The organism is Psychrobacter sp. ASPA161_6, assembly GCF_051970285.1.
Taxonomy (GTDB): Bacteria; Pseudomonadota; Gammaproteobacteria; order Pseudomonadales; family Moraxellaceae; genus Psychrobacter; species Psychrobacter glaciei.
In genome coordinates this window covers 370,690-395,021 of sequence record NZ_JBEFNJ010000002.1, presented here as the reverse complement: position 1 = coordinate 395,021, position 24,332 = coordinate 370,690, and the positions used below count along the sequence as shown (strand labels likewise).

At 44.2% G+C, this 24,332-nt stretch carries 19 protein-coding genes; 6 read left to right on the top strand and 13 right to left on the bottom strand.

The genetic code is table 11. The annotated features are described in order from the left end of the window. Positions 1-76: 76 nt before the first annotated feature. Genes ACTQ9T_RS07755 through ACTQ9T_RS07735 form a run of 5 tightly spaced genes read right to left on the bottom strand, consistent with a single transcriptional unit; the run spans position 77 to position 5,684 of the window. Positions 77-2,047, bottom strand: a complete 1,971-nt coding sequence (locus ACTQ9T_RS07755; RefSeq protein WP_440464680.1) for an AMP-dependent synthetase/ligase — start codon at positions 2,045-2,047, stop codon at positions 77-79. Positions 2,048-2,052: 5 nt separating this feature from the next. Further along, positions 2,053-2,895, bottom strand: a complete 843-nt coding sequence (locus ACTQ9T_RS07750; RefSeq protein ID WP_010196012.1) for an ABC transporter ATP-binding protein — start codon at positions 2,893-2,895, stop codon at positions 2,053-2,055. Next, positions 2,895-3,662, bottom strand: coding sequence for an ABC transporter ATP-binding protein (locus ACTQ9T_RS07745; protein WP_010196014.1), 768 nt, complete (start codon positions 3,660-3,662; stop codon positions 2,895-2,897). Before ACTQ9T_RS07745 ends, ACTQ9T_RS07750 begins: the two co-directional genes overlap by 1 nt. After that, positions 3,659-4,756, bottom strand: a complete 1,098-nt coding sequence (locus ACTQ9T_RS07740) for a branched-chain amino acid ABC transporter permease (RefSeq protein ID WP_189583192.1) — start codon at positions 4,754-4,756, stop codon at positions 3,659-3,661. Before ACTQ9T_RS07740 ends, ACTQ9T_RS07745 begins: the two co-directional genes overlap by 4 nt. Positions 4,757-4,805: 49 nt before the next feature. After that, positions 4,806-5,684 (bottom strand): branched-chain amino acid ABC transporter permease, encoded by an 879-nt coding sequence (locus ACTQ9T_RS07735; protein WP_189583195.1) that lies wholly within the window; start codon positions 5,682-5,684, stop codon positions 4,806-4,808. A gap of 363 nt (positions 5,685-6,047) precedes the next feature. On the opposite strand from ACTQ9T_RS07735, the gene ACTQ9T_RS07730 reads away from it, so the two are divergent. Then, a complete protein-coding gene (locus ACTQ9T_RS07730) occupies positions 6,048-7,361 on the top strand; it encodes an NAD(P)/FAD-dependent oxidoreductase (protein WP_440464679.1) in 1,314 nt (437 codons plus the stop codon). Positions 7,362-7,529: 168 nt separating this feature from the next. Next, positions 7,530-8,534: a pirin family protein gene (locus ACTQ9T_RS07725; RefSeq protein ID WP_440464678.1), complete on the top strand. Its 1,005-nt coding sequence runs from the start codon at positions 7,530-7,532 to the stop codon at positions 8,532-8,534. A 165-nt stretch (positions 8,535-8,699) separates the two neighbouring features. Here the strand turns inward: ACTQ9T_RS07725 and ACTQ9T_RS07720 are convergent, their stop codons facing one another. Next, positions 8,700-9,803 carry an alkene reductase gene (locus tag ACTQ9T_RS07720; RefSeq protein ID WP_440464677.1) on the bottom strand — a complete coding sequence of 368 codons (1,104 nt, stop codon included), beginning with the start codon at positions 9,801-9,803 and terminating at the stop codon, positions 8,700-8,702. 551 nt (positions 9,804-10,354) lie between these two features. Here ACTQ9T_RS07720 and ACTQ9T_RS07715 point away from each other — a divergent pair. The 3 genes from ACTQ9T_RS07715 (at position 10,355) to ACTQ9T_RS07705 (ending at position 13,150) form a co-directional block, all read left to right on the top strand. Then, complete coding sequence (locus ACTQ9T_RS07715; RefSeq protein WP_440464676.1) at positions 10,355-11,611, top strand: PAAR domain-containing protein; 1,257 nt, start codon at positions 10,355-10,357, stop codon at positions 11,609-11,611. Positions 11,612-11,614: 3 nt separating this feature from the next. Then, positions 11,615-12,184 carry a hypothetical protein gene (locus ACTQ9T_RS07710; protein ID WP_440464675.1) on the top strand — a complete coding sequence of 190 codons (570 nt, stop codon included), beginning with the start codon at positions 11,615-11,617 and terminating at the stop codon, positions 12,182-12,184. Positions 12,185-12,247: 63 nt separating this feature from the next. Beyond that, entirely contained in the window at positions 12,248-13,150 is a 903-nt protein-coding gene (locus ACTQ9T_RS07705) for a tetratricopeptide repeat protein (RefSeq protein ID WP_440464674.1), read from the top strand. A gap of 72 nt (positions 13,151-13,222) precedes the next feature. Here ACTQ9T_RS07705 and ACTQ9T_RS07700 read toward each other — a convergent pair whose 3' ends face one another. The 3 genes from ACTQ9T_RS07700 to ACTQ9T_RS07690 all read right to left on the bottom strand — a co-directional run bounded on the left by ACTQ9T_RS07700 (position 13,223) and on the right by ACTQ9T_RS07690 (position 17,861). After that, positions 13,223-14,425, bottom strand: coding sequence for a serine hydrolase domain-containing protein (locus ACTQ9T_RS07700; RefSeq protein ID WP_440464673.1), 1,203 nt, complete (start codon positions 14,423-14,425; stop codon positions 13,223-13,225). Between the two features lie 189 nt (positions 14,426-14,614). Then, positions 14,615-15,571 (bottom strand): hypothetical protein, encoded by a 957-nt coding sequence (locus tag ACTQ9T_RS07695; protein ID WP_440464672.1) that lies wholly within the window; start codon positions 15,569-15,571, stop codon positions 14,615-14,617. Positions 15,572-15,725: 154 nt separating this feature from the next. Then, the gene (locus ACTQ9T_RS07690; protein WP_440464671.1) at positions 15,726-17,861 is read right to left on the bottom strand and encodes an FAD-dependent oxidoreductase; all 2,136 of its coding nucleotides are present in this window, start codon (positions 17,859-17,861) and stop codon (positions 15,726-15,728) included. Between the two features lie 345 nt (positions 17,862-18,206). On the opposite strand from ACTQ9T_RS07690, the gene ACTQ9T_RS07685 reads away from it, so the two are divergent. Beyond that, positions 18,207-19,871: an AMP-binding protein gene (locus tag ACTQ9T_RS07685; RefSeq protein WP_440464670.1), complete on the top strand. Its 1,665-nt coding sequence runs from the start codon at positions 18,207-18,209 to the stop codon at positions 19,869-19,871. 146 nt (positions 19,872-20,017) lie between these two features. On the opposite strand, the gene ACTQ9T_RS07680 is transcribed toward ACTQ9T_RS07685, so the two are convergent. From ACTQ9T_RS07680 to hemA, 4 genes are all read right to left on the bottom strand, one after another. Further along, on the bottom strand, positions 20,018-20,437 hold the full coding sequence (locus tag ACTQ9T_RS07680; RefSeq protein ID WP_189583229.1) for a DUF6691 family protein: 420 nt from the start codon (positions 20,435-20,437) through the stop codon (positions 20,018-20,020). A 72-nt stretch (positions 20,438-20,509) separates the two neighbouring features. After that, positions 20,510-20,947 (bottom strand): YeeE/YedE family protein, encoded by a 438-nt coding sequence (locus ACTQ9T_RS07675; RefSeq protein ID WP_010196045.1) that lies wholly within the window; start codon positions 20,945-20,947, stop codon positions 20,510-20,512. A 280-nt stretch (positions 20,948-21,227) separates the two neighbouring features. Further along, positions 21,228-22,364: an aminotransferase class V-fold PLP-dependent enzyme gene (locus tag ACTQ9T_RS07670; RefSeq protein WP_440464669.1), complete on the bottom strand. Its 1,137-nt coding sequence runs from the start codon at positions 22,362-22,364 to the stop codon at positions 21,228-21,230. A 413-nt stretch (positions 22,365-22,777) separates the two neighbouring features. After that, the gene (gene hemA, locus ACTQ9T_RS07665) at positions 22,778-24,169 is read right to left on the bottom strand and encodes a glutamyl-tRNA reductase (protein WP_440464866.1); all 1,392 of its coding nucleotides are present in this window, start codon (positions 24,167-24,169) and stop codon (positions 22,778-22,780) included. Positions 24,170-24,332 lie beyond the last annotated feature (163 nt).

Genomic DNA, 24,332 nt, shown 5'->3' with positions numbered 1-24,332 from the left:
AGATTAATACTTTCAAGGTTGAGATAACGTCAAAAAATCTGAACGGTGCTAAGCTGAACTTTGATAAAGAGCTAGCTCAGTACATAGAGTCGATAAGAACGTGATGCTTTTTCTCAACCAAACTTCTTTTCAATTTCATGGTCGCAGTCAATTCGTCATCTTCAGGACTGAGCAGCACATCAATAAGCCGGAAGTGCTTGATGGTTTCCACCTGAGCTAACGTCTGATTGGTAGACTGGATAACCTCATCTATTAAGGCGATGACTTCTGGCGCATGACACAGCGAGCGAAAATCTGAGAACATTACCTGATTGTCTTGCGCAAACTTTTCGACATTTTCCTGATCTATCATAATCAGGCAGGTCAGATATTTGCGTCTATCACCGATGATAACGGCATCTGAGATATAAGGTGAGAATTTAAGCTTGCTCTCAATCGCAGCTGGTGTGACGTTTTTGCCGCCTGCGGTGATAATAATGTCCTTAATACGACCGGTAATGAATATATAGCCCTCTTTTATCTCGCCAACATCACCAGTATGTAGCCAGCCGTCCCGTAAGTCCTCAGCGGTTTTTTCGGGCTTATTCCAGTAGCCTGCAAAAACGTTCGCCCCTTTTACGAGTATTTCCCCGTTATCGGCAATGCGGACTTCAGAATCGGGTAGTGCCTTACCTACGCTACCAGCCATCTGTGCTTCAGGCGTATTAACCGATATCACACCCGCACTTTCAGTCATGCCATAGCCTTCATAGATAGGCACGCCTATCGCATGAAACCAGCGGATAATATCTAGCGAGATGGGCGCGGCCCCAGTGGTGGCACGGCGAATATTACTCATGCCTATCAGGTCACGAATTTTATATAGCACCAGCTTGTTCCAAAACTCGTAACGCAGTCGTTGACCTGTCGTGGGCGTATTGCCTGCCATCACGATATCAGCGTGGTCATGACCTGCTTTTATGGCCTGATCAAATGCCCAGCCATTAAGCGCACTGGCATCACTACGCATATTACTGATGGAGGCATACATTTTTTCCCACAATCTAGGCACAGCGGTAAAGGTATCAGGCGAGACTTCCTTCATATTCTCAAATACCGTCTCTGTGCTCTCAGCAAAGTTGACAATACAGCCTCTATGGATAGGAAGATCCACTGATGTTAGGCGCTCAAGCACATGGCACAATGGTAGAAAACACAGCTGCTCATCAGTGGGCAATATAGGAAGGATATCAATGCTTGTTTTTAGCTCAAAGAGGACATTGGCGTGCGTTAAAATCGCACCTTTTGGGTTGCCTGTCGTGCCAGAAGTATAGATTAAGGTGCGTATATCGTTCGCTGTACCTTGATCGATATAATCGCCAAAACGCTCTCTTACGTTTTCAATAGTCCGACCGATCGTATATAGATCATCTAAGAACATAACCTGATCATCATCTAGGCTACGCAAACCTTTACGCTCAAAGACAATGACTTTCTTAATATTAGGCGTTTGTTCACGAATCTCTAAAAACTTATGCAGCTGCTCATCGTTTTCTACGATCAAAAACTTAGAGTGGCTATCACTCAGTATATAAGCAAGCTGCTCGGGACTGTCGGTCGTATAGACACCGTTGGGTATCCCGCCTACGCCGCAGATGCCCATATCACAATAGAGCCATTCTTTATTGTCTTCGCTTAAGATAGAGACAGTATCGCCTTTACTCAGACCAAGCTCGACGAGTGCCATGCCGATATCGCAGCCATGATGATAATAGTCAAGCCAACTATAACTCTGCCAAATACCAAAGCTCTTTTCGCGATGAGCAATCTTGTCGCCTCGGCTCAAGCAAACCTGTCGCCAAAGTTTGCTCAGCGTATCGCACCCTTCTAGGATTTGGGGCGGATGATCGAAAGGCGCATTGCGTATCTTTCGATTAGTCTCATAATCATTATCGTTGGAGTAATCGTAAGACGATACTGGCGCGGCAGATGTGACTTTCGTGACCGTCGCATCCGCAGGAGAAAGTGAAGTATTGCTTTCAGTAGGAACATCAATAGAGGTCGTCATGATTATTATCGCCAAGTCTTTTTGCGTTTCCACCGAGTGGCTTCCGCAGTGTTGTCTTTGGTTTGTCCCAAATAGAACTCTTTAATATCATCAGAGTGCATCAGTTTGTCCGCTGAGCCTGCCATGACAATACGCCCTGTTTCTAACACATAACCGTAATCCGCTGCTGCCAAGGCAACTCTGGCGTTTTGTTCAACCAGTAAGATGGTCACGCCCTGCTCTTTATTAAGCCTGCGAATAATCGCAAATATTTCTTGTACTAATAAGGGAGACAGTCCAAGAGACGGCTCATCAAGTAGCATAAGAGAGGGTCGTGACATCAGTCCGCGACCGATAGCTAACATCTGCTGCTGACCACCGGACATCGTGCCCGCTGCTTGTGTACGGCGATCTTTTAGGATGGGAAAATACTCATATATCATCTCGACATCGCGCTGTATCTCAGACTTGTCACGCCGAGTATAAGCGCCCATCGCCAAGTTTTCGGCGACATTCAAAAAGGGAAATACCTCGCGCCCTTCGGGTACGTGCGACAAGCCTTTCTTCACCAGCCGATCAGGTTCAGTGCCATCGATACGCTCACCATGGAACCACACTGCTCCTTTGCGAGGATTGATAACCCCCGAGATAGTCTTCATTAACGTCGTCTTGCCTGCACCATTCGCCCCCAAAATAGTGACGACTTTACCTTCGGGCACTTCTAGGCTCACGCCTCTCAATGCCATAACCGGACCGTAAGCGGATTCTAGATTTCGCACTTCAAGCACGTTGTTTTTTACTTCAGAGTCGACCAAATTCATTTCAGTAGCCGGCGCGGCAGAGGATAGTGATTTTTTAATAGCTGACATTACACACTCTCCTGTCCAAGATAGGCTTCAATAACCTGTGGATTGGCTTGCACCTCAGCTGCCGTGCCCTGAGCCAAAAACTTACCTTCAGCGACGGCCAATACTCGATCTGACACCCGATTCACAAGACTCATGTCATGCTCTACCATCAAGATAGTCAGGCCAAGATCCTTTTGCATGTCTTCGATCCACCATGCCATCTCGGACGTCTCCTCTACGCTGAGACCAGAAGCAGGCTCATCGAGCAAAATAAGTTTTGGATTAGCGGCTAGTGCGCGCGCAATTTCGACTACTTTTCTAATACCATAAGGCAAACCTGCGATCAGCTTATCTCGATAAGGCGCTAACTCTAAAAAATCTATAATTTTTTCAACTTGCAAACGATGCTCTCGCTCACTACGGCGCACCTTTGGTAAAAATAATAAGTCCTGTATCCACGACGTATTGCGCTGCGAATGTCGACCGATAAGCAGATTCTGTAACACGCTTGAGTGATCAAACAATTCGATGTTTTGAAAGGTACGGGCAATACCCAGTTTTGCAATATCGTGAGCAGGCAGCTTGGTAATATCAGTACCATCAAAGGTAATACGACCACTAAGCGGCTCGTACAAGCGACTGATTAAGTTAAAAATCGTTGATTTACCAGCGCCATTAGGTCCTACGATAGTAAATACCTCGCCCTCGTTTACCTCAAAGCTAATATTATCAACGGCTTTGACACCACCGAACGCGATAGATAAGGAGTCAACTTTTAATAAGCTCATCGCATACGCTCCGTTTTCAGATAAGTTTTGGAACGACGAAATAGTCCTTTTCGATACAATGGAAACATCTGAAACCAAGTCCGTATCTTTATCCAAATACCGTATATACCGCGTGGCTCATAGATGATCATGATGACAATGACTAAGGCAAATAGCGCCGTATCAATACCAGGAATACTGGTGATATTAGAGCCCGTACTTTGACCGATGACATCGCCTAAGATAGCAATCACTTGTGGCAATAGGACAACTACGATAGCACCAAAAAACGCGCCATGTATCGAGCCTAAACCGCCGATGACAATCTGCAATAGTATGGTGATGGAGATAATAACGGTGAAGCTTTCATAATTGACCGCTTGCACAAAGTGCCCGTACATAGCGCCGCCAATAGCGGTAATCGCACAAGATATGCTAAAAGCGAGCGTTTTGGCTTGCGGGACATTGACGCCAAGCGCGCGGGCGGAGACTTCGCTGTCTCTAATGGCTAGGAACGAGCGCCCTGTGCCGCTTCTGAGTAAATTGATATAACCTAAGGTCACCAACACTACTAGCACGAGGCACAAGTAATAAAAGGCCTTTGGCGTGATGTAGCGATCGATAGTGTAGCCAAAGAGATTAATGGGAGAGGCAAAGGTACCAGAGATACCGCCCGTAATAGGCTCAGCCACGATAGCGATGTCTTCGACGATTATGCTAAGCGCCAAGGTCGCGATGGCTAAATAGATACCGCTGGTTCTCAAGATTGGTCTGGCAATGATAGCGCCGATCACTCCGGTGATAAGCGCGCAGGCAATCAAGGCAGGGAAAAAATTCCAACCTCGAGCCATCAGTGCCATGTGGCTAAAGGCACCTATCGCCATAAAGGCTGCGTGACCTAAGCTGACTTGTCCGGTGTGACCCGTCAAGAGCATCAGACCCAGTCCAGAGATAGACCAGATCAATATGGCACTGAGCTCACTAATATAATAGTTACTCAGCAGCCAAGGTGCCATTAAGAGGAGTAAGAGGAGTACGCCATACTTTATGAGTTGGCGCTTGTCATCGAAGATATTGATATCTTGATCGTAACTGTGTTTAAACTGGGCTTTCATGGGCAGTACTCATCCTTGAAATATTTTAGTCATCCTTGACTCAAAACTTCTATACTTTTTTCTGTTTTACCTGAGAAAAAATACCGCCTGGACGTACGATTAGCACGATCAGCATAACCACATAAGGCGCAATTTGACTTAAGCCTAGCGGTAGATAGCGACCAGCAAAGGGCTCTATCACCCCTACCAGCAACCCGCCTGCAAGCGCCCCCGGTAAAGAACCTAAACCGCCGATTACGGCAGCGGCAAAGGCCTTGATACCGAACAGTAGTCCGACAGAAGGCTCAATCGCGCCTTTGGCGGCAAATAGTATGCCGGCAAGTGCAGCAACCACCCCTGATAATGCCCAAACGATACCGTTGACGCGCTTAACGGGAATACCCATATAATAGGCGGCCATTTGGTTTTGGCTACTGGCTTGCATCGCAATACCGAGCCGCGTATGGGCAAAAAAGAAGTATAAAATGGAGGTTAATGCGATGGTAGATATGATGATAATGATGTCGACATAAGCAATGCTAAGCGAGCCTAATGCCATCATCTTGCCTGAGAATGGTGTCTGTAGTGAGACTGGACTATGTCCCCAGATAACACCAGCGACAAAGCGCATTAAGAATCCGAGCGAGATGGTAAGGATGACCATCGCAAATTGCGGTTGACCAAAGATACCACGTAGGACAAAGCGATCGAGTAAGTAGCCAAATGCGCCCATGATAATAGCCGCAAAGGTGATACCTAATAAGAAAGGAAAGTTTGCCTGATCGGCATTAATGAAAGATATGCCTAAGAAGGCACCGAGCATAAGCATGTCGCCTTGGGCAAAATTCACTGCCTCTGAGGCTTTGTAAATGAGCACAAAACCCAGCGCTAACAGCCCATATATACAGCCATTAGCAATCCCGCTAATGAGCAGTTGTAGGATATCCATAAAGTCCCTTTTGTCTTAGCATTGTCATCCGTGACAATGTTTGAATAAGCCGTTCAATCGGCTGGCTTTTTAACTCAACTACTTTTGAAGAAATTCATTTCCTTCAAATAAAAACGACTAAAATTCTAATAGGTAACAAAAGTGGCAGCAATAGGTGCGAATAACATTCATATTTTTACATTATACCAATCATCAATTGTTGTCTATAGAAAAAGTAAAGTTATTCAATGATTTATAGCAAGCAGACTAAAGCTCTCTATATTACTCACCTAAAAACACTTCCATTATTGCCATGGTATAATTGAGATACTTTATATCGTTTATCCAAACCTATTATCTTAACCTACCCTATAAGTCATTATCATGAGCCAAATGCAAAACCAAGCCGCACCCGTTAAGTTAAACAGCCAATACGATGTCATCATCATCGGTGCAGGCGCTTCAGGGTTATACTGTGCGCTCACTGCGGGTCGCCGTGGTCGCCGCGTGCTGGTATTAGACCATGCCAATAAAGCTGGCAAAAAAATCCTCATGTCGGGTGGTGGCCGCTGTAACTTTACCAATTATTTTGTAGAGCCTGAGCACTTCATTGGTGCCAATCAACATTTCTGTAAGTCAGCCTTAAGTCGTTATCCGAGTTGGGAATTTATTGGCATGGTGGAAGCGCACAAAATTGCTTACCACGAACGTGAGCATGGTCAGCTATTCTGTGATGACTCGGCACAAGATATTTTGACCATGCTGCTGGATGAATGTAGCGCGGTAGGTGTACAAGTAAAGCTGAATGCGCAAGTTGAAAGCGTTCAAGCGATCAAAAATGATAAAAATGCCCGATTTGAATTACTGACAACCAAGCAACTCAGCAAAAAAGAAAAGCAAGAGAGAAAAGAATTAGGCAATCAAACCAAGCTGCCGCAAACAGGCTACCGCTGTGAATCTTTAGTGGTGGCGACTGGCGGGCTGTCTATCCCAACGATGGGCGCTAGTGGCTTGGGTTATGAATTGGCGCAGCAGTTCGGGCATACGCTTGTCGCAACCGATGCCAGTCTCGTGCCTTTTACTTTCACCGATAAAACGGGCGAGCTCATCCGTGCTTTGGCAGGTATTAGTCTGCCAGTGATTGCCAGTAATGAGCGCATCTCCTTTAAACTGCCTGTGTTGTTTACCCATCGCGGACTCTCAGGTCCTGCTATGCTACAGCTTTCAAACTACTGGCAAATTGGCGAAACCATCAGCATTAATTTACTACCAAATATCGATATGACAATGCTACTTTTGGCGCATAAAAAATCGCATCCCAGACAGCTCATTCGTACCGTTTTGGCTGATTATACCGATAGTGCATTACCCAAAAATCTATTGGCAGCGCTGCAAACGCACTTGTGGGATGACATCAAAGACACAGAGCTGGCCAATATTAAGGACGAGCGTCTGACTGAACTTGGTACGACGCTCAATGGCTGGCAGCTTAAGCCGTCTGGTACTGAAGGATATCGTACCGCGGAAGTGACGCGCGGCGGTGTCAAAACAAATGAAGTCTCGTCAAAAACCATGCAAAGCAACTTTCAGGACGGCCTATACTTTATCGGAGAAGTATTGGATGTCACAGGTTGGCTCGGTGGCTACAATTTCCAGTGGGCGTGGGCCAGTGGCTTTGTCTGCGGCGAAGTGGTTTAATAGAAATGGATTTTATATAGGGTCTATTGATAAGTTTAAAAATAAACCCTAAATAGAGCCCAGATAGACAGTTATCGTCTGGGGACGTGTCAATCCGTTGTATATACGATTGACTGTGATGACCATCATTATAATAGTAAATATAAACACGGGCTTGCGAGGTGAACAATGCGTGCAATTAAACATATTCATGGTGACAAAACACCGCATTGGGTCGGTGACGGTTTTTATGTGAAAACCTTAGTAAATCATCTTGAGGATGATCCCAGTTTTAATTATAGCCACACTGACCCATTTTTATTATTGGATTATGGCAAGCCCACGACCTTTGCCCCAAACCCCAATTATGAAGCGCAGCCTCACGGTGTCGGACAGCATCCACACAAAGGCTTCGAGACCGTGACCATCGCTTACTCTGGTGAAATCAGTCACAGGGACTCAGCTGGCGGTAACGGCATCATCTTCGAAGGTGATGTGCAATGGATGACTGCAGGGCGCGGTATCTTACATGAAGAGTTCCATTCGCAAGGTTTTGGACAGCGCGGTGGCGTCTTTAGTATGGTGCAAATGTGGTTAAACCTACCAAGCGCCCACAAGCTGACTGAGCCAAAATATCAGTCCATCAGACGGACTGATATGCCGATTATTGAATTGCTAGATGATAGTGAGGCTGCCCATCAAACAACCATTGGTAAAGTCGCTATTATCGCTGGTGAGTGGCAAGATATAACTGGAGCAGCCGATACTTTTACACCTATTAATTTATGGGATATCGAGCTGCATGCAGCAGGATCGACGACGCTACAGGTGCCAGACAGCCATAATGTCTTATTATTGGTACAAGAAGGCGAGCTACTCGTCAATGATACCTCTATCGCAGCGGGTCAACTGGTTCAGTTTATAGCACCTACCAAAAACACTATAAACTCTCAAACTATAGATTCACAAACAGGACAGTCTGCCTCATTTATTGCCGATGCCACTGACACTATTCAGCTGACTTACCCAGCAACGTCTGATACTGAAAAAACCGTCGCACCTGTTAAATTACTGCTATTAAGTGGCGAACCCATTGGCGAACCTATCGCCAGTTATGGGCCGTTTGTCATGAATACTCAGGCCGAACTAAAACAAACTTTTCGCGATTATCAAACAGGTAATTTTGGTAAATAATAGGGTCTGTTGAATAGTATAAAAGCCATAAGAAATGAACACAGTAAACGTTCAAATTATTGACAATAAAAAAGCCACCTCACTATTGATAGTAAGGTGGCTTTTTAATGGATATACCTTTTACAGATATTTATTGGCTTAGCATTTACGCTAGCTGACAGTCCATTATGCTTGGTTTAGAAATGGATAATCGGTGTAGCCTTCAGTGCCGCCGCCGTAGAAGCTTTCTGGATGCTGCTCATTTAGCGCAGCGCCTTCGCGGATACGTTCGGCCAGATCAGGATTGGCGATATAGTCACGACCAAAGGCGACCGCATCGATATAACCTGCTTTGATGTTTCTCTCTGCTTTTTCAGCAGTATAACCACCAGCCGCGATAATTGTCTGACTAAAGGCTTGGCGGATGTGCTTACGGAATTCATCGTTATAAGGCGTGCCACCTGCCCAATCAGGCTCTGACAGATGTAAATACATCAAACCACGGTCATTGATCTGCTCAATCATCCAGATGTTTTCATCTTCATTATAGCCAGCTTCGACATTATTAAAAGTACCAAGTGGCGAAATACGAATGCCCACATGGTCGGCATCCCAAGCGTCGACACAAGCATCGATAACGTCAAGCGTCAAGCGAGCACGGTTTTCGCGACTACCACCATACTCATCATCGCGCTGGTTGGTTTGCTCAACCCAAAACTGATGCAATAGATAACCATGAGCCCCATGAATCTCTACACCATCAAAACCTGCTTCTTGCGCATTTTTGGTTGCTTGTGCAAAATCAGCAATGACTTGTTTAATTTCATCAAGTGTGGCTGGACGTGGTGTCGTTGCTTCAACACGGATGGCTTGATTGTTGCTATCGCGCAATGAGGTACGGATACCAACATGAACATCTGACGCAGAAATTGGCGCTTTGCCATCAGGCTGCACGCTTTCATGAGAAACCAGACCGGTATGCCATATCTGTACGACGATTTTTCCGTCTTTGGCATGTACATTATCAACGATGGTTTTCCATGCTGTAATTTGATCTTGGGTATGAATACCCGGCGCGCCAGCATAGCCTTTTGCTTGAAAAGAAACCTGAGTCGCCTCAGTGATGACAAGCCCAGCACCACTACGCTGTGAATAGTATTCGCTTGCCAATGCTGTCGGAACATCACCTGGCTCGACAGAGCGCAGACGCGTCAATGGTGCCATGATAATGCGATTTTTTAGGGTTTGAGTGCCCATATCGAGTGGTTCAAATAAGTTGTCGTGTGCCATGATATGCCTTATATCTAATTGGTTTGTTATTACAAATGATGATCGTTGTTGTAGATGCCCGTTACTATAAATCAATCCGCTCAGCGCTATGAAAAGTTTATGAGTTATTGAGTTCATAAAATGTATCCATGCTTGCGATTGAATCATGCAATCGATACACAAAGTATCTTGTGAGCAGTTCGACTACATTATGGGGAATAAGACTTTATATTCAATGATAATTTATCAATCCTGTTGTTTGATAAAGCTAATTTTAACTATCAAAGCCTTACTCCACAGACTTCCGAGACCACCTTATTGAAAATATCAGGGAATACTTGATTGGTGAGTTGGAAGGTTAGATTTTTGCTAGGTATTGAAAACAAGTGAAATGGTTGAATCTTTAGTACAGTCAATCGCTTTTACGCTAAGCAGTGCCTAAACTTGCATATAGACGATATACTTTGACGAACTTAAGTTTGATTTTTAACGCTTTAGGCCTCTATAATGTCAGGCAAATAATAGATTCGCGATAAGCGTCTAAACGTTGGGCATTTAAGCAAGGTAGCACTATGGCAGCCTATATCACAGTCGGCGCAAAAACCTCACATGGTGGGACGGTCATCTCTGGTTCACCGCACACCACTCATAACGGCATCCCTATCTCGCGTAAAGGCGATAAAGTTGTTTGTAAAAAATGCAAAAAGGTCACGACTATTCTTACGGGTGACCCGTCGTTTATCGTCGATGGCGCACCCATTGCACGCGGCGGCGATGTGACCAGCTGCGGGGCTAAGCTGATTGCGATTCAGCAGGCGTTTGCGGAGTCTGGCTTTGAGGTGTTTGGGGTTGAGCAGGCGGCGCCTTTGGTGTTTGCGAAGTCGGATAGGAGTAATTCGTTTGTAGAGAATGATGAGGAAAAACTTGAAGAGATTCACTTTGCTATTGAAGTAATTGAGTTCAACCATGAAGAAGATCCAATAAGTAATTATGGTTCAGAACGTAGCTCTAGCAATATTGCAGTCGATAAATACAATAGCGATGGAGATTATGTAGGTAGTTATTCTCTAGCAGATAACCCTAGTGATCTATTGGCTTCTGATTCAACTTGGTATAAAGAAAAAGGTATTGGAAATCAGCTCTCTGCTCTTGCGTCAGATTCGTATAAGGAAGCTGTTGATACTGTAACTTCATATTGGGGTGGCACTAAAAAGAAAGGAAAAGAGTTTGGTGAAAATACGGTCAATGTTGCCAAGCATACTAAAAATGCCATGATTGTAAACCTTGGCGTTATAGAAGCTGGATTAAAGGATTTTCCCCAAAGAACTAAAGCCTCAGCAGCAACTGCCATGCTACGATTTGGCCAAAGATCGAACGTAGACTTTGTATATATCGCAAGTGGCGGCGGTGTTAAGCATTTTGGTATTGATATAGGAATGTCTGTAAACGTTCATAATGGGAACGTATATGAGCCTGTAACTGCAAATGCTAATGTTAATACTAATAAAGCGCCATCCATTAGTGTCCAGGTAGGGGTTGGACGTATTATAAGTAGTAATGCTGGCGATGGTACTAAAGCGACAGATACCATCCTATCAGGCAAAGGACACTCATATTCCATCGAAGTTGGTCCAGCAACTGCTGCCATAGACACTACTGATGATGGCCATACAATAGCAGGAACTATTGGAGTTGCAAAAACTTATTCGGTAAATGCTAGACAAAGTAGTTCCTCTACTGGTGCTAGCAAAGGCTCTACAAATATGGAGTTAGCAAAAGGTATGAAGTATAACGCTGCAAAAAACATAATAGTATATACAGGAAAGTAATCAGTGGAAATAAGAGGCAAAGAATATAAATTATCCGATATCTTATTTATTGCTTTCGTTCTCATTTTCTTTATTTCATTTATTAAATTAGAACCAGATAAAGCGCTTGAAGTATATCAACAAGAATTGATTGAGAAGGAGAGTTGGTTAATATACCAGTTAAATGATATCGCAAATTTCATTAACTTTAATAAAAATGAATTTGATTATATTAACCGAAAGGTTTGGTTTACTGCTTGGTATGTTAGTCCTGAGTTTAATGAGAAAAAGCTGTTACGTTTACATAGCTTTCTTCTCAAAGAAGGCTGGGTAGATATGACTGATAAAATTGACAAAAACGATTATATAATCAAAACATCAAGCAGATCTGATGAAGCATCTAATCATGTCCGTATACTTTGTAATAACAAAGCTACTATATTTATGTACATGATAGACATGAGAAATTATTATGAATATAAATCCTTTAAAACTGGTACTTTAGTAGAACTATTATATGACTCTAGCCTACCCTGTTATAATTTAGATGAAAAAAAATATGAGAATTCTAGCGACATAGAACTAAATAATTAGTATCACTTTCTAAAATTTAATGGCGAGAACATATAAAAAAATAAATTGTTAAAAGGATATCCAATGTATCAAAGAAAAACTAATACTCTCATTCCGTCTCTACTACTAGCTACAGTGCTATCCAGTAGTTTGTTAGCTTCTGCTTGTTCAGCGGAGTCTTCAAGCACACCTATATTATCTAATCAAAGCACCCCTACTGAAATATATAAACTCGGGCTAGCCTACTACGAAGGTGACTCAGTCCCTGAAGATGATGACAAAGCTTTTGAATTATTTCAAAAATCTGCCGATCAAGACTATGCCCCTGCTAAATACTATTTAGGTATTATGTATGATGAAGGTATTGCGGTTGAGCAAGATTATCTAAAAACATTTGAGTTGTTTCAACAAGCCGCCAACCAAGGATATGCTGATGCTCAAGTTGATCTTGGCGTTATGTATCATGAAGGGACTGTTGTCGAGCAAGATGATTTAAAGGCAATTGAATGGTTTATACAAGCTGCCGACCAAGGATCCGCCAATGCTCAAACCTATCTCGGTGTTATGTATCATCAAGGTAGTGGCGTTAAGCAAGATTACCAAAAAGCAATGGAGTGGTATTTATTAGCAGCTGATCAAGAGTTGGATTTAGCCCAACTCAATATTGGTAGTCTTTATGAGAACGGTTACGGTGTAACGCAAGATTATGATAAAGCTTTTGAATGGTATACCAAAGCGGCTGATCAAGGGTTAAATGTGGCACAACTTAATATTGGTGGTCTCTACGAGAATGGCTATGGCGTGCCGCAAGATTATGATATAGCTTTTGAGTGGTACAAAAAGGCCGCCGACCAAGGCAATCAAGAAGCCAGTAATCGCATTGGTAGATTGGTCATGGATGATAAAATCGACGGTACAGGCATCACTATCTACAGCACCCAAGAAACTGGTCTCACATTAGGTGATATTGAAGATATGAGCCAATGATAATGATGGCTGTATGAGCCAGTAGCTTTTAACTCATACAGCCACTAGTTTATGAAATATCTAACAACCCCATCACTCCACCAAACCATCCAAAATCATTTTCACCTCCGTCACATATTGACCCAAATCTGGCTCTAAATGAAATCCCTCTACTGGTGTGGGCAAACCTTTCTGCTTGCCCAACCTGACGATGATTGCATTCTCTTCTGGCAACACTAATACTCTCTGACCTAAATGACCAAGCATTGCATAAAACGGAATCGGACTGTCCATATCCGTCCACACTGAATGTCCATAAACTTGCGCCTGCCCTTCTGCAAATGCACCCGCGTTTGGCGTAATCATAAAATCAACATGCGCTTTGCTAAGCAGTTGCTCACCTTGCCACTCGCCACCATTTAATAATAACTGCCCAAATTTAGCAAAATCCAGCGCACTGGCGTTTAGACAGCAATATACTTTTTCGATGCTCTCTGAGCCGTCAAGCGACCAGTAAGCGTCACCTTGCATACCAAGTGGCTGCCAAAACTTCTCTTCCAAATAGCTAGAAAGTGTATAGCCATGAGGTTCTAATGCACGTGATAGAGCAATACCGAGCATTTGCGTGTCACCCGATGAGTATTCAAACTGACCGCCACACGCCTCTACGAAATCTCGATTGACCATTTGCTTGACTAAGTCATGACCATAGTAGGATTCTGCGGTGGGGTTAATTGGAAAGTAGTAATCCTCCGTCCAATCATAGCCTGAGGTCATCGCTGATAAATCCGCGAGGGTACAGTTTTGCGCATATTGATTGTCCGCATATTCAGGCAACCACTTGGTAATCGGCTCATCAATGCTACCGATGTATCCGTCTTCCACCGCCTTGAGATAGAGCATAGTTGTGACGGTTTTTGCCATCGAAAAGCTGTTGGTGTGCGAATCGCTGCCATAACCTTGCCAGTAGTTTTCGTACAGTAGCTTGCCGTCTTTGATAATAGCAAAGGCCACCGTTTGGTCTGTATCTAAAGCATTCTGCAACGTTGTGGTGAGTTTGACTTGCTCAAAATTGGAATCTTTTTCCCATTCGATAGCGTCTTTTGCGCGGATAGTCCGATTATCAAAATCGACATAATCATCAATATTGGCAGTGGCTTCACCTTTAAGGTAAGTAAGCTGTAAACCGCGAAAGATATAAGCATTACCGGTCACTACTAAGCCCAAGCTGATAATAATTAATAAACCTAGGATGGGCACAATGATCCATTTAAACAGTGTCTTTAACACTACCATTATAAAATCCTTTTTTATGGCGTGATTGATAGATATGACTATCGTTGATAGGGTTTAATTTAGCATGGATAGGGAGGTTTGGGAGGGGGTTTTTTTGGGTGATGAGCTTAGGTTGTAGGCTGGGCTTTTGGCCTAGCTTTGAAACTTTGCAAAATCAAAATGCTGGGTTAAAAACCCAGCCTACGCTTGCTAATCGCTATAACTTTCTCTACATTTAATTTTAGTCTCCAGTATCTTTTCGAGATGCTTAATAAATACTTTAGTCTCAGGTCTACTATGCTCGTCAGTAATCACTAAACCTTCTATCGAGACATAGCAGACACCACCAAACTTGGTGGGTAGCAGGTTATTCCAACTACAGTTAAGACCTTTTTCTAGTTTTACCGTTTGCCAATAGTCCGACAGATAATAATCTCCTGCTAAAGATTGCCACGTACAAATTTGAGATTCAGTTATTCTTGATCGTATCGCTAATGGGGTCTGAAAAAGGGCTTCTTTCTCCAGTCCATCAAATGCTCGGACAACAAAGTCAGCGGGATAATCTGAGAACATATCTCTTTCCCTTGATCGTCGCATATCTTGTGCCTGCTTCGTCTGGAAGGACTCAATAGAACTAAGAACAATTTGATCCGCCATTTTAGCTTCCATATCTCTTATAGGCTTTGAATATAAGGCATCTAAAAGCCCTACGTCAGTCAACCATATTGACAAACAGCCAATAATTCTTTCATCGTCTTCCTCTCTCACGCCACCATACATACTGACGCTGATCCTACAATTATCAAATACCCATTCACAGTGTTCTACTACATTATCACTATAGTAATGGCTATCGGAGGAATAGTCTGACCCTTGTCCTAAATAGGCTATAAGTTTTTTAATAACTTGTTGCCTATCTATTAGTTGTGCTGGAATATTAATCCATATTGAATCAATCAGTCGGTCATCATCTACTGCACTAAAATGACAGTGAGCAACATTAAGAGTCCAAAACTTAGGTAGTTTTATGGTGACTACTTCAGGCATGTAACTTGCCTCATCAGAAAGAGTTATCGTATCTTTCTCAGGGAGTTGAGACTTAACGTCAGCTAACTGGTCACCCCATTTAAAATTTACGTCACCAAATTGAAAGTTTTCTTTTCTCATACCTCTTAGCCTTTACCCAAATAGTTATTTAAAGACAAATATAACTTTTTGCGATCATCTATACACTGAGCAAGTGTATATTATCTAACAAAAAAAACGGCGAGATAATTAATCTCACCGCTTCTATTTTCGAACTAAGCTTTTAAATCAAACCTTAAATCGCTGCCGCAACCTCAGCACCATCACGAATCGCGCGTTTGGCATCCAGCTCAGCGGCAAGCTTGGCACCACCGATAAGATGGTATTGCGCGTCCGGTGCATCACCGACATTTGGCATCAGCTCAACGACCGACTCTTGACCGGCACAGACCACGACGCTATCGACACGGAGCAACTGAGTTTGGCCTTGGTTATTAGTAATCCAAACACCTTCATTGGTGATCTTATCGTACTGCGCACCCGATACTTGAATGACACCATGCGATTTAATATGAGCACGATGTACCCAGCCCGAGGTTTTATTCAGACCACTACCCAAGCGACCTTTGGTACGCTGCATCAGATAGACTTGGCGAATAGGCTTGATCGCTTCAGGCTTAATCAGACCACCCTCAGTTTGGTAATCGGTATCAGAAGTTACGCCCCACTCTTCACGCCACTCGCTAACTGACTGTGCTTTTGGACGATAGCTTGGGTCTTTTAACAGCTCAGGGCCTAGCTCATCAAGTGGCTGACCATGCTTAGCTGTGAGATATTCACTGACGTCAAAACCAATACCGCCAGCACCGATGACGGCGACGGTATCACCGACTGATTTTTCACCAGAGAGCAATTCAGCATAGCTCATCACTTGTGGCAAGTCAGCTCCTTCGAGCTTACCTGCGAGGCTTCTAGGCACGACACCAGTAGCAACGATGACATGATGGAATTTGGCTTTTTCTAGCATAGCTTTATCGACTTTGGTATTGAGTTTAATCTCAACGCCTAAGTGCTCAAGCTCATTGATATAGTAGCGAATGGTCTCAAAGAATTCTTCTTTACCCGGGATGACTTTGGCATAATTGAACTGCCCGCCCAAGATATCTTTTGCTTCAAATAGCGTGACCTTATGACCACGTAGCGCGGCGACGTGAGCGGCTGACATACCAGCGACACCGCCACCAATGACTGCGACCTTTCTAGGTTTTTTGGTTTTCTTATAAACCAATTCAGTCTCGTAGCAGGCTTGAGGATTGACCAGACAAGTTGAGCGTTTATTGGCAAAAGTATGATCGAGGCAAGCTTGGTTACAGGCGATACAGGTATTGATGCGATCGGCTTGACCGTTTTTGGCTTTATTAACCCAATGGGCATCGGCTAAGAATGGACGCGCCATTTGAATCATATCCGCCTGACCACTAGCGACAATCTCTTCAGCGGTTTCTGGCATATTGATACGGTTAGCCGCCATCATTGGAATATTAATATGCTTTTTAATTTCAGCGGTAAAATCAATAAACGCCGCACGCGGTACACTAGTGACAATCGTCGGAATGCGAGCTTCATGCCAGCCGATGCCCGTATTCATGATGGTCACGCCCGCCTCTTCTAACGCTTTGGCAACAGTGATGACTTCGTCCATGACGTTACCGTCTTTGACCAAGTCAATCACTGATAAGCGAAATAGAATAATAAAGTCTTCACCGGCAGCTTCTCGCACCGCTTTGACCACATCAACCGCAAACTTCATACGATTTTGAATGTCACCGCCATACTCGTCCGTCCGTTTATTGACATGGCGCGATAAAAACTGATTCAGCAAATACCCTTCTGAGCCCATGATTTCGACACCATCATAACCCGCCTGCTTAGCAAGCTTTGCGCAACGGGCATAATCTTTTACCGTTTGCTCGATATTTTTAATGCTCATCTTACGCGGTTTAAATGGCGAGATTGGTGATTTTATCGGACTTGATGACACCACAAACGGTTGATAACCGTAGCGTCCACTGTGCAAAATTTGCATGATGATTTTGCTATCATACTTATGTGCTGCACGAGTGACACGCTGATGATTAATCACATCAGCTTTGGTGTTCATCGTGCCACCAACAGGCGACAACCAACCTTCACGATTCGGCGCAATACCACCGGTGATCATCATCGCCACGCCGCCTTTGGCACGCTCTGCGAAATATGCTGCCAGTTTACCGTAATTATAAAAACGGTCTTCGAGACCTGTATGCATCGACCCCATCACTAAGCGATTTTTTAGCGTGGTAAAGCCCAAGTCTAACGGCTCAAATAAATGTGGATAGTGCTCATTGGTGCTAGCGGTCTCAATAGAATTGGCAGTGCGGCTGGCGGTCATATCATTTTCCTTATGAATGGTTTGTTGATCTAAACACAGTTTACAGTTTTACATGACTGGTATCGTAACACACCGCTATTATTATCAGCTACGCAGACGAGCGACTGATGAGTGAGCACTATATCGACAGCCCTCTTTAATCACGCAATTTTATGGTATTTGGTTAAGTAAAAACCACAAAATCAGCCTAACTTTGCCACGCCTTTGGCTATAATAAAGGCTAATTATTGATAGCATAGCCACTACCAGTTCCACATTTGAATGTTCAACAGACCCTAGTTATCAATAGAAAAACCCTGAGCTATAAAAATAGCCAAACTCAAAGTACGATAAAGGACTATCTCCATGACTGACTTTCACACAGGTCTCGGCAAAACCCCTGCCAATTATCAACCGCTGACTCCCATCGATTTTATCATTCGCAGTGCACAAGTTTATCCTGACAAAACTGCGATTATCTATGATGACTTAGAGCACAATGACCTCACGCAGACTTGGCAACAGACCTACGATCGTTGCAGGCAGTTGTCAGATGGCTTACGTAAACTAGGTATTGATAAAAATGATACCGTCGCGGTCATGATGCCCAACACCCCAGCGATGGTCGAATGTGCCTTTGGCGTGCCCATGTCAGGAGGTGTACTTTGTACCTTAAACACCCGTCTCGATATCAATGCGCTTACCTTTTGCTTACAGCACTCAGAAGCCAAAGTGTTGATTTTAGACAGTGAGTTTGCTGATTATGCTGAGATTATCGATGAGACTTTTCCTAACCTAATCGTCATTCATGCGACAGACAACGCTATCGATGTCGAGCGCTTTGGAAAAATGAGTTATGAAGCATTGATTGCCAGCTCAGACAGCTTAGATAACTGGGAAAAGCCAGCAGATGAATGGGATGCTATTGCGCTGAACTATACGTCTGGCACGACGGGCAAGCCCAAAGGCGTGGTCTATCATCATCGCGGTGCCACTCTCAATGCAATCTCTAATATTTTAGATTGGGACATGCCAAAGCACCCAATGTATCTGTGGACACTGCCATTATTTCATTGCAATGGCTGGTGCTTTCCGTGGACGATCGCTGAGCGCGCTGGGGTCAATATCTGCTTGCGAAACATTGATGCTGATTTGATATTGCAGTTGATTGCCAAGCATCAAGTCAGCCATTATTGTTCAGCGCCTGTGGTACACAATATGATTGCGGGCGGCAAACCTGAGTATAAAGAAGCCATCACTCATACGGTCAAAGGCTGGGTCGCTGGTGCGCCGCCATCTGAGACCATGCTCGCAGCCATGGAAGCGATGGGCTTTCACATCTCTCACGTTTATGGTCTCACTGAAGTTTATGGGCCCGTCACCGTCTGCGCAGAACAAGAAGAATGGGATACGCTTGATGTCGCTGGCCGCGCGCAGAAAAAATCACGTCAAGGGGTGACGTCACATTTGATGACGGGATTTGACGTGTTCAAACAAGGCACGACTGAACCCGTTGCCACTGATGGTGAAGAAATGGGCGAGCTGGCACTGCGCGGTAACATGGTCATGAAAGGCTATCTAAAAAGCCGTAAAGCGACCGAAGAAGCCTTTGCTGATGGCTGGTTCCGTACGGGTGATTTGGGCGTCAAATATCCTGATGGCTATATCAAAATTATGGATAGACTCAAAGACATCATTATCTCGGGCGGCGAAAATATCTCTAGCATCGAAGTCGAAAACGTCTTATATAAAATGCCTGAAATCCAAAGCTGTGCTGTCGTCGCCGCGCCACATGATAAATGGGGTGAAGTCCCTGTCGCTTTTATCGAAATCCATGAAGGTAGCACCTTGCAGCGCGATACCGTCATGGAACATTGCAAGCAGCATTTAGCGGGCTTTAAAGTGCCCAAGTATATTGTGTTTGCCGAAATTCCAAAGACCAGTACGGGTAAAGTACAGAAATTTGAGCTGCGCCAAGCCGCCAAATCATTGGCACATGAAACGCCTAAAGTTACTCCAAGCGCCAAGTAAGCTTTTCCAGTATCAAATGATTACTGAATAGCCATTAAATAAAAAGGGTCAGTCTAATAAATTTAGACTGACCCTTTTTTTCACACTGTTATGAGTAAAGCAATTATTTGTCATAATATTTTTGAGAGATATCAACCAAGCTCATGTTAGTTGAGTTTAGGCTCAAGCCATTGATAGACCAACATCCCAACGATCATCGCTGGAATAAACACATATATTTGCCATTGTCCCGTCCCAAGTAGCACGATACCGGGTCCTGGACAAATACCGACTAGACCCCAACCGATACCAAACAGCATTGCGCCGATAAGCAGTTTTTTATTGATGACGGTTTTGTTTGGCATCTCAATCAATGTGCCAATCCAGCTGGTCTGTTGGCGCTTAGCCAATTGCACGCCGACCATTGCCACTATCAATCCGCCACCCATCACCAGTGCGAGTGAAATATCCCACGCACCAAAGATATCCAAAAACCCCTGCACTTTAACAGGCTCGGTCATACCAGATATCAATAACCCAAAGCCAAATAATAATCCAGCCAGTAATCCAATTATATTTTTTAGCATGGTTGTGTCTCGCTATTCTCTTCTATTTATAGTATCAAGCACTGCCTTCGCAACGTGCTGTCTATGCCACTGTTAGATCAAGCCCAAGCCATGCCGACCAATATAGACGGTCACAATACCAAACAACATAAAGGTCACCGTCGCTGCCATAGAACGTGGTGACAGACGCGCATTACCGCAGATACCGTGACCACTCGTGCAGCCAGAACCCAAGCGCGTGCCGAAACCAACCAGTAATCCCGCCCCAATTAATAATGGCAAAGAAGTACTCATCTCTATATCAGGTAACGGTTTTCCCAGACCATATAGTATCGGCGAGACAACCATGCCAACTATGAACAATACCTGCCACATCTCTACCTGCTTGGGTTTAAGCAGATTTGAGAAAATACCACTGACACCAGCGATACGCCCAATACCTAATAGCAGAATAACTGTCGCTACACCCAGTATCAGACCACCCACTAAGGAGATAGGCGTAAATGCTTGCCAGTCTATTTGTATATTCATAATATTTACCTAGCTTGCTTGTTTTCTCAGTTGCTTAATTGCTTAGTTGCTTAATTCATTGATAAGTAACTAACTCATATGACAGCTTTCGATTTATCAAAAAACATTATATTATAAAATATAATAAAAAGGTAAAAAAATACTGAACCTATTGTTATAAAGGCTCAGTATTTTTAAATTAAATAGATTTCATTTTGAGTAGCAAGGAAAGCGAGCATCAGTGCTACTTCAAATAGATAAAGCAAATTTGGCACAGCCAATCATGCTTCTGCGACAGCTGCTATTTCGCCAATACTTTATCAAGCGCGGTTTCAAAACGCGTTACCGCACCATCAATATCCGTCAATTTATCTAGACCAAACAAACCCAAACGGAAGGTTTTAAAGTTTTCTGGTTCGCCAACTTTTAATGGTACACCAGCGGCGATTTGCAAGCCCGCTTCAGCAAAAGCGCTACCTTTATGCATGTCATCACGCTCAGTATAAGCCACCACCACACCTGGCGCTTTAAAGCCTTCAGCGGCAACACTTTCGACGCCTTTGTCTTCCATGACCTTACGGACACGGTTGCCAAGCTCCCACTGTGCGTCAGACAGTTTAGCAAAGCCCACTTCTTTGGCCTCATTAATAGTATCGCGGAACTGACGCAGGCCATCGGTTGGCATGGTCGCATGATAAGCATGACCACCATTTTCGTAGGCGCGCATGATGTTCAACCATTGCTTAAGATCGAGGCTAAAGCTATCAGATTCTGTATTATCGACTTTTTTGACGGCTGCATCACTTAGCATCACCAAACCAGCACAAGGCGTACTGCTCCAGCCTTTTTGTGGCGCGCTGATAAGCACGTCAATGCCCAGCTCTTTCATATCCAACCAAACACAACCTGAGGCGATGCAATCGATGACCAATAAGCCACCTACGCTATGGACGGCTTCGCCCAATGCTTTAATATAGTCATCTGGTAGAATAATACCAGCTGAAGTTTCGACATGCGGGGCAAAGACAATGGCTGGTTTTTGTTCTTTGATTTTTGCTACAGCGACATCGATATCGACTGGTGCAAACGGCTTTGGCGCATCAGTATTTTCTGTACGATCAGCGGTCAATACCGTCGAGGACTTGGCAATGTTGCCTTTTTCTAGGATTTGCGTCCAGCGGTAGCTAAACCAACCGTTTCGGATAATCAGACAATCTTCATCCTTTGCCAATTGACGGGCAACAGCTTCCATCCCATAAGTGCCAGAACCTGGCACGATAGCAACGGCATCAGCGTTATAGACTGATTTTAGCTCGCTAGATAAGTCGTTCATTACTTGTTGAAAGACTTTAGACATATGGTTGAGAGCGCGGTCAGTGTAAACCACTGAATATTCTAATAGGCCATTTGGATCAATATCTTGACGTAATGCAGTCATGGAACGCTCCTAGTTTATGGTTAGATAATTTGATGGCGCTTAAATCTCAGTACAGCCATATCCAAATATGGATACAGCCTAGGTACTAATATCGGATAAGAAACCAGAAAACGACGTAAGGCTGACAATATTGTACTTTAGCCTAGAGCGTGTCCTCAATCTGAACGGAAGAGACTAAATGGGCTAAAAATGAATATTGATAAAGCCTATAAACGCTAAGCCAATATATTCATAGCCACACGCTTAGCGAACACCAGTACGGTATCTTAATCCAAACCATTTATTTAATGAGAGCTTGATATTAGCACCGATACCGAGGGTTGACAACGATACGCCTAGGCAATGATATGACTTGCACTATTGACTGTTTATTGGTAAATACGGCTTATTGGTAAATGCGGTGCTGATCAGCATCAATGTCCACGATTGGCATCTTTTAGTCCTGAGACGACAAAGTCTAACAATTCACTGTCCCCTTCACGTGCCGCTTTACGCATCAGCTTGGATGGTGCATGGGTCAAAGTTTGGGTTAAACGTCTGGACAGCTCGGCTATGATATCTTCAGGGCTCGCACCCTCAGCGTTAAGCTTAGCAATAGACTCATTAAGCAGCTTATCTACTTGGTCATGAGTACGCTCACGATACTGCTGAATATCTTTGCCGACTTGGCGCACTTGAAAACGTCGATCCATTTCGACGACCAATTGGCTAACGAGTAGCTCGGCATCTACTGCTGCTTGACGACGCTGTTCAATATTACCCGCTATCACATGTTGCAAGTCGTCGACAGAATATAAATACACGTCATCTATGCGGCTCACGGTCGAATCGATATCACGTGGCACCGCCAAATCTATCATCAGCATTGGCTGATAACGACGACGTTTCAGCGCCTGCAATGTCATGGTCTTATCAATCAATAAATCCATACTACCGCTACAGCTACTGACAATATCAGCCTCTGCCAGCACTTGCGGCAACGCTTGCAAAGTTCTGACTTCCACTTGTCGTCCAGGTTTGCGCAGCTCAGCCGCTAGAGCCTCAGCACGCTCAGGGTTGCGGTTACAAATAATCACCCGCCCTACCCCAAGCCCCGCAATATGAGTGGCAACCAAACGATTCATCTCGCCAGCGGCAACCACCAACAAAGTACGATTGGGCAAATCATCAAAAATCTGCGTCACCAATTTAGCCGCAGCAAAGCTGAGCGATACGGCTTGAGCGCCAACCTTGGTCTCATTACGTACCCGTTTGGCAGCAGCGAATACCTGATCGACGATCCAACCTAGCTGATTGCTTAATACTTTTTGTTCTTGCGCCATATGTACGGAGCGCTTGATTTGACCCAATATCTGCGGCTCACCCAATATCATAGAGTCCAGCCCAGCAGCAACCCTCAACCAATGAGTCAAGGCGTGAGTATCACGGTGCACATATAGATATGGGTCAATCTCGGTGAGCGACAGTTGCTTAAAATCAGCCAGCCAAGTTTTAATCTTCACGATATGGGCGCTGATGACCGCTGATGAGATATTGGTGCTGAGCGCAGCATTGCTAGTATTGCTGCTAAAAGATGGCGAGGTAACGTCATTGACCGTGGGCGACGCTACTGCTTGCTGAGACAAAGTCTGCGGAACGAGGGCATAAATCTCCGTACGGTTGCACGTAGAGACAATCACGCTACCATCGGTAAAGGCCTCTAACTGCTCAAGGGCGATAGCCACATCCTCACCCACAAGCGCCAAGCGCTCTCGTAGAGCGACTGGTGCGGTTTTGTGATTGACCCCAATGACCACTAATCTCATTATTGATAGACCATAAATATAACGCTCACTTGCCAGCCAAGCGTGCTCGCCGTTTGCCAAAGGCAGTTTTTATAAATTAGAAAAGCAGTGTTTAGCAAACAGCGCTTAAAGGAAAACCTAAAACCGCTTATTATATCATTATTGCTGGCTTTATTTAACACTC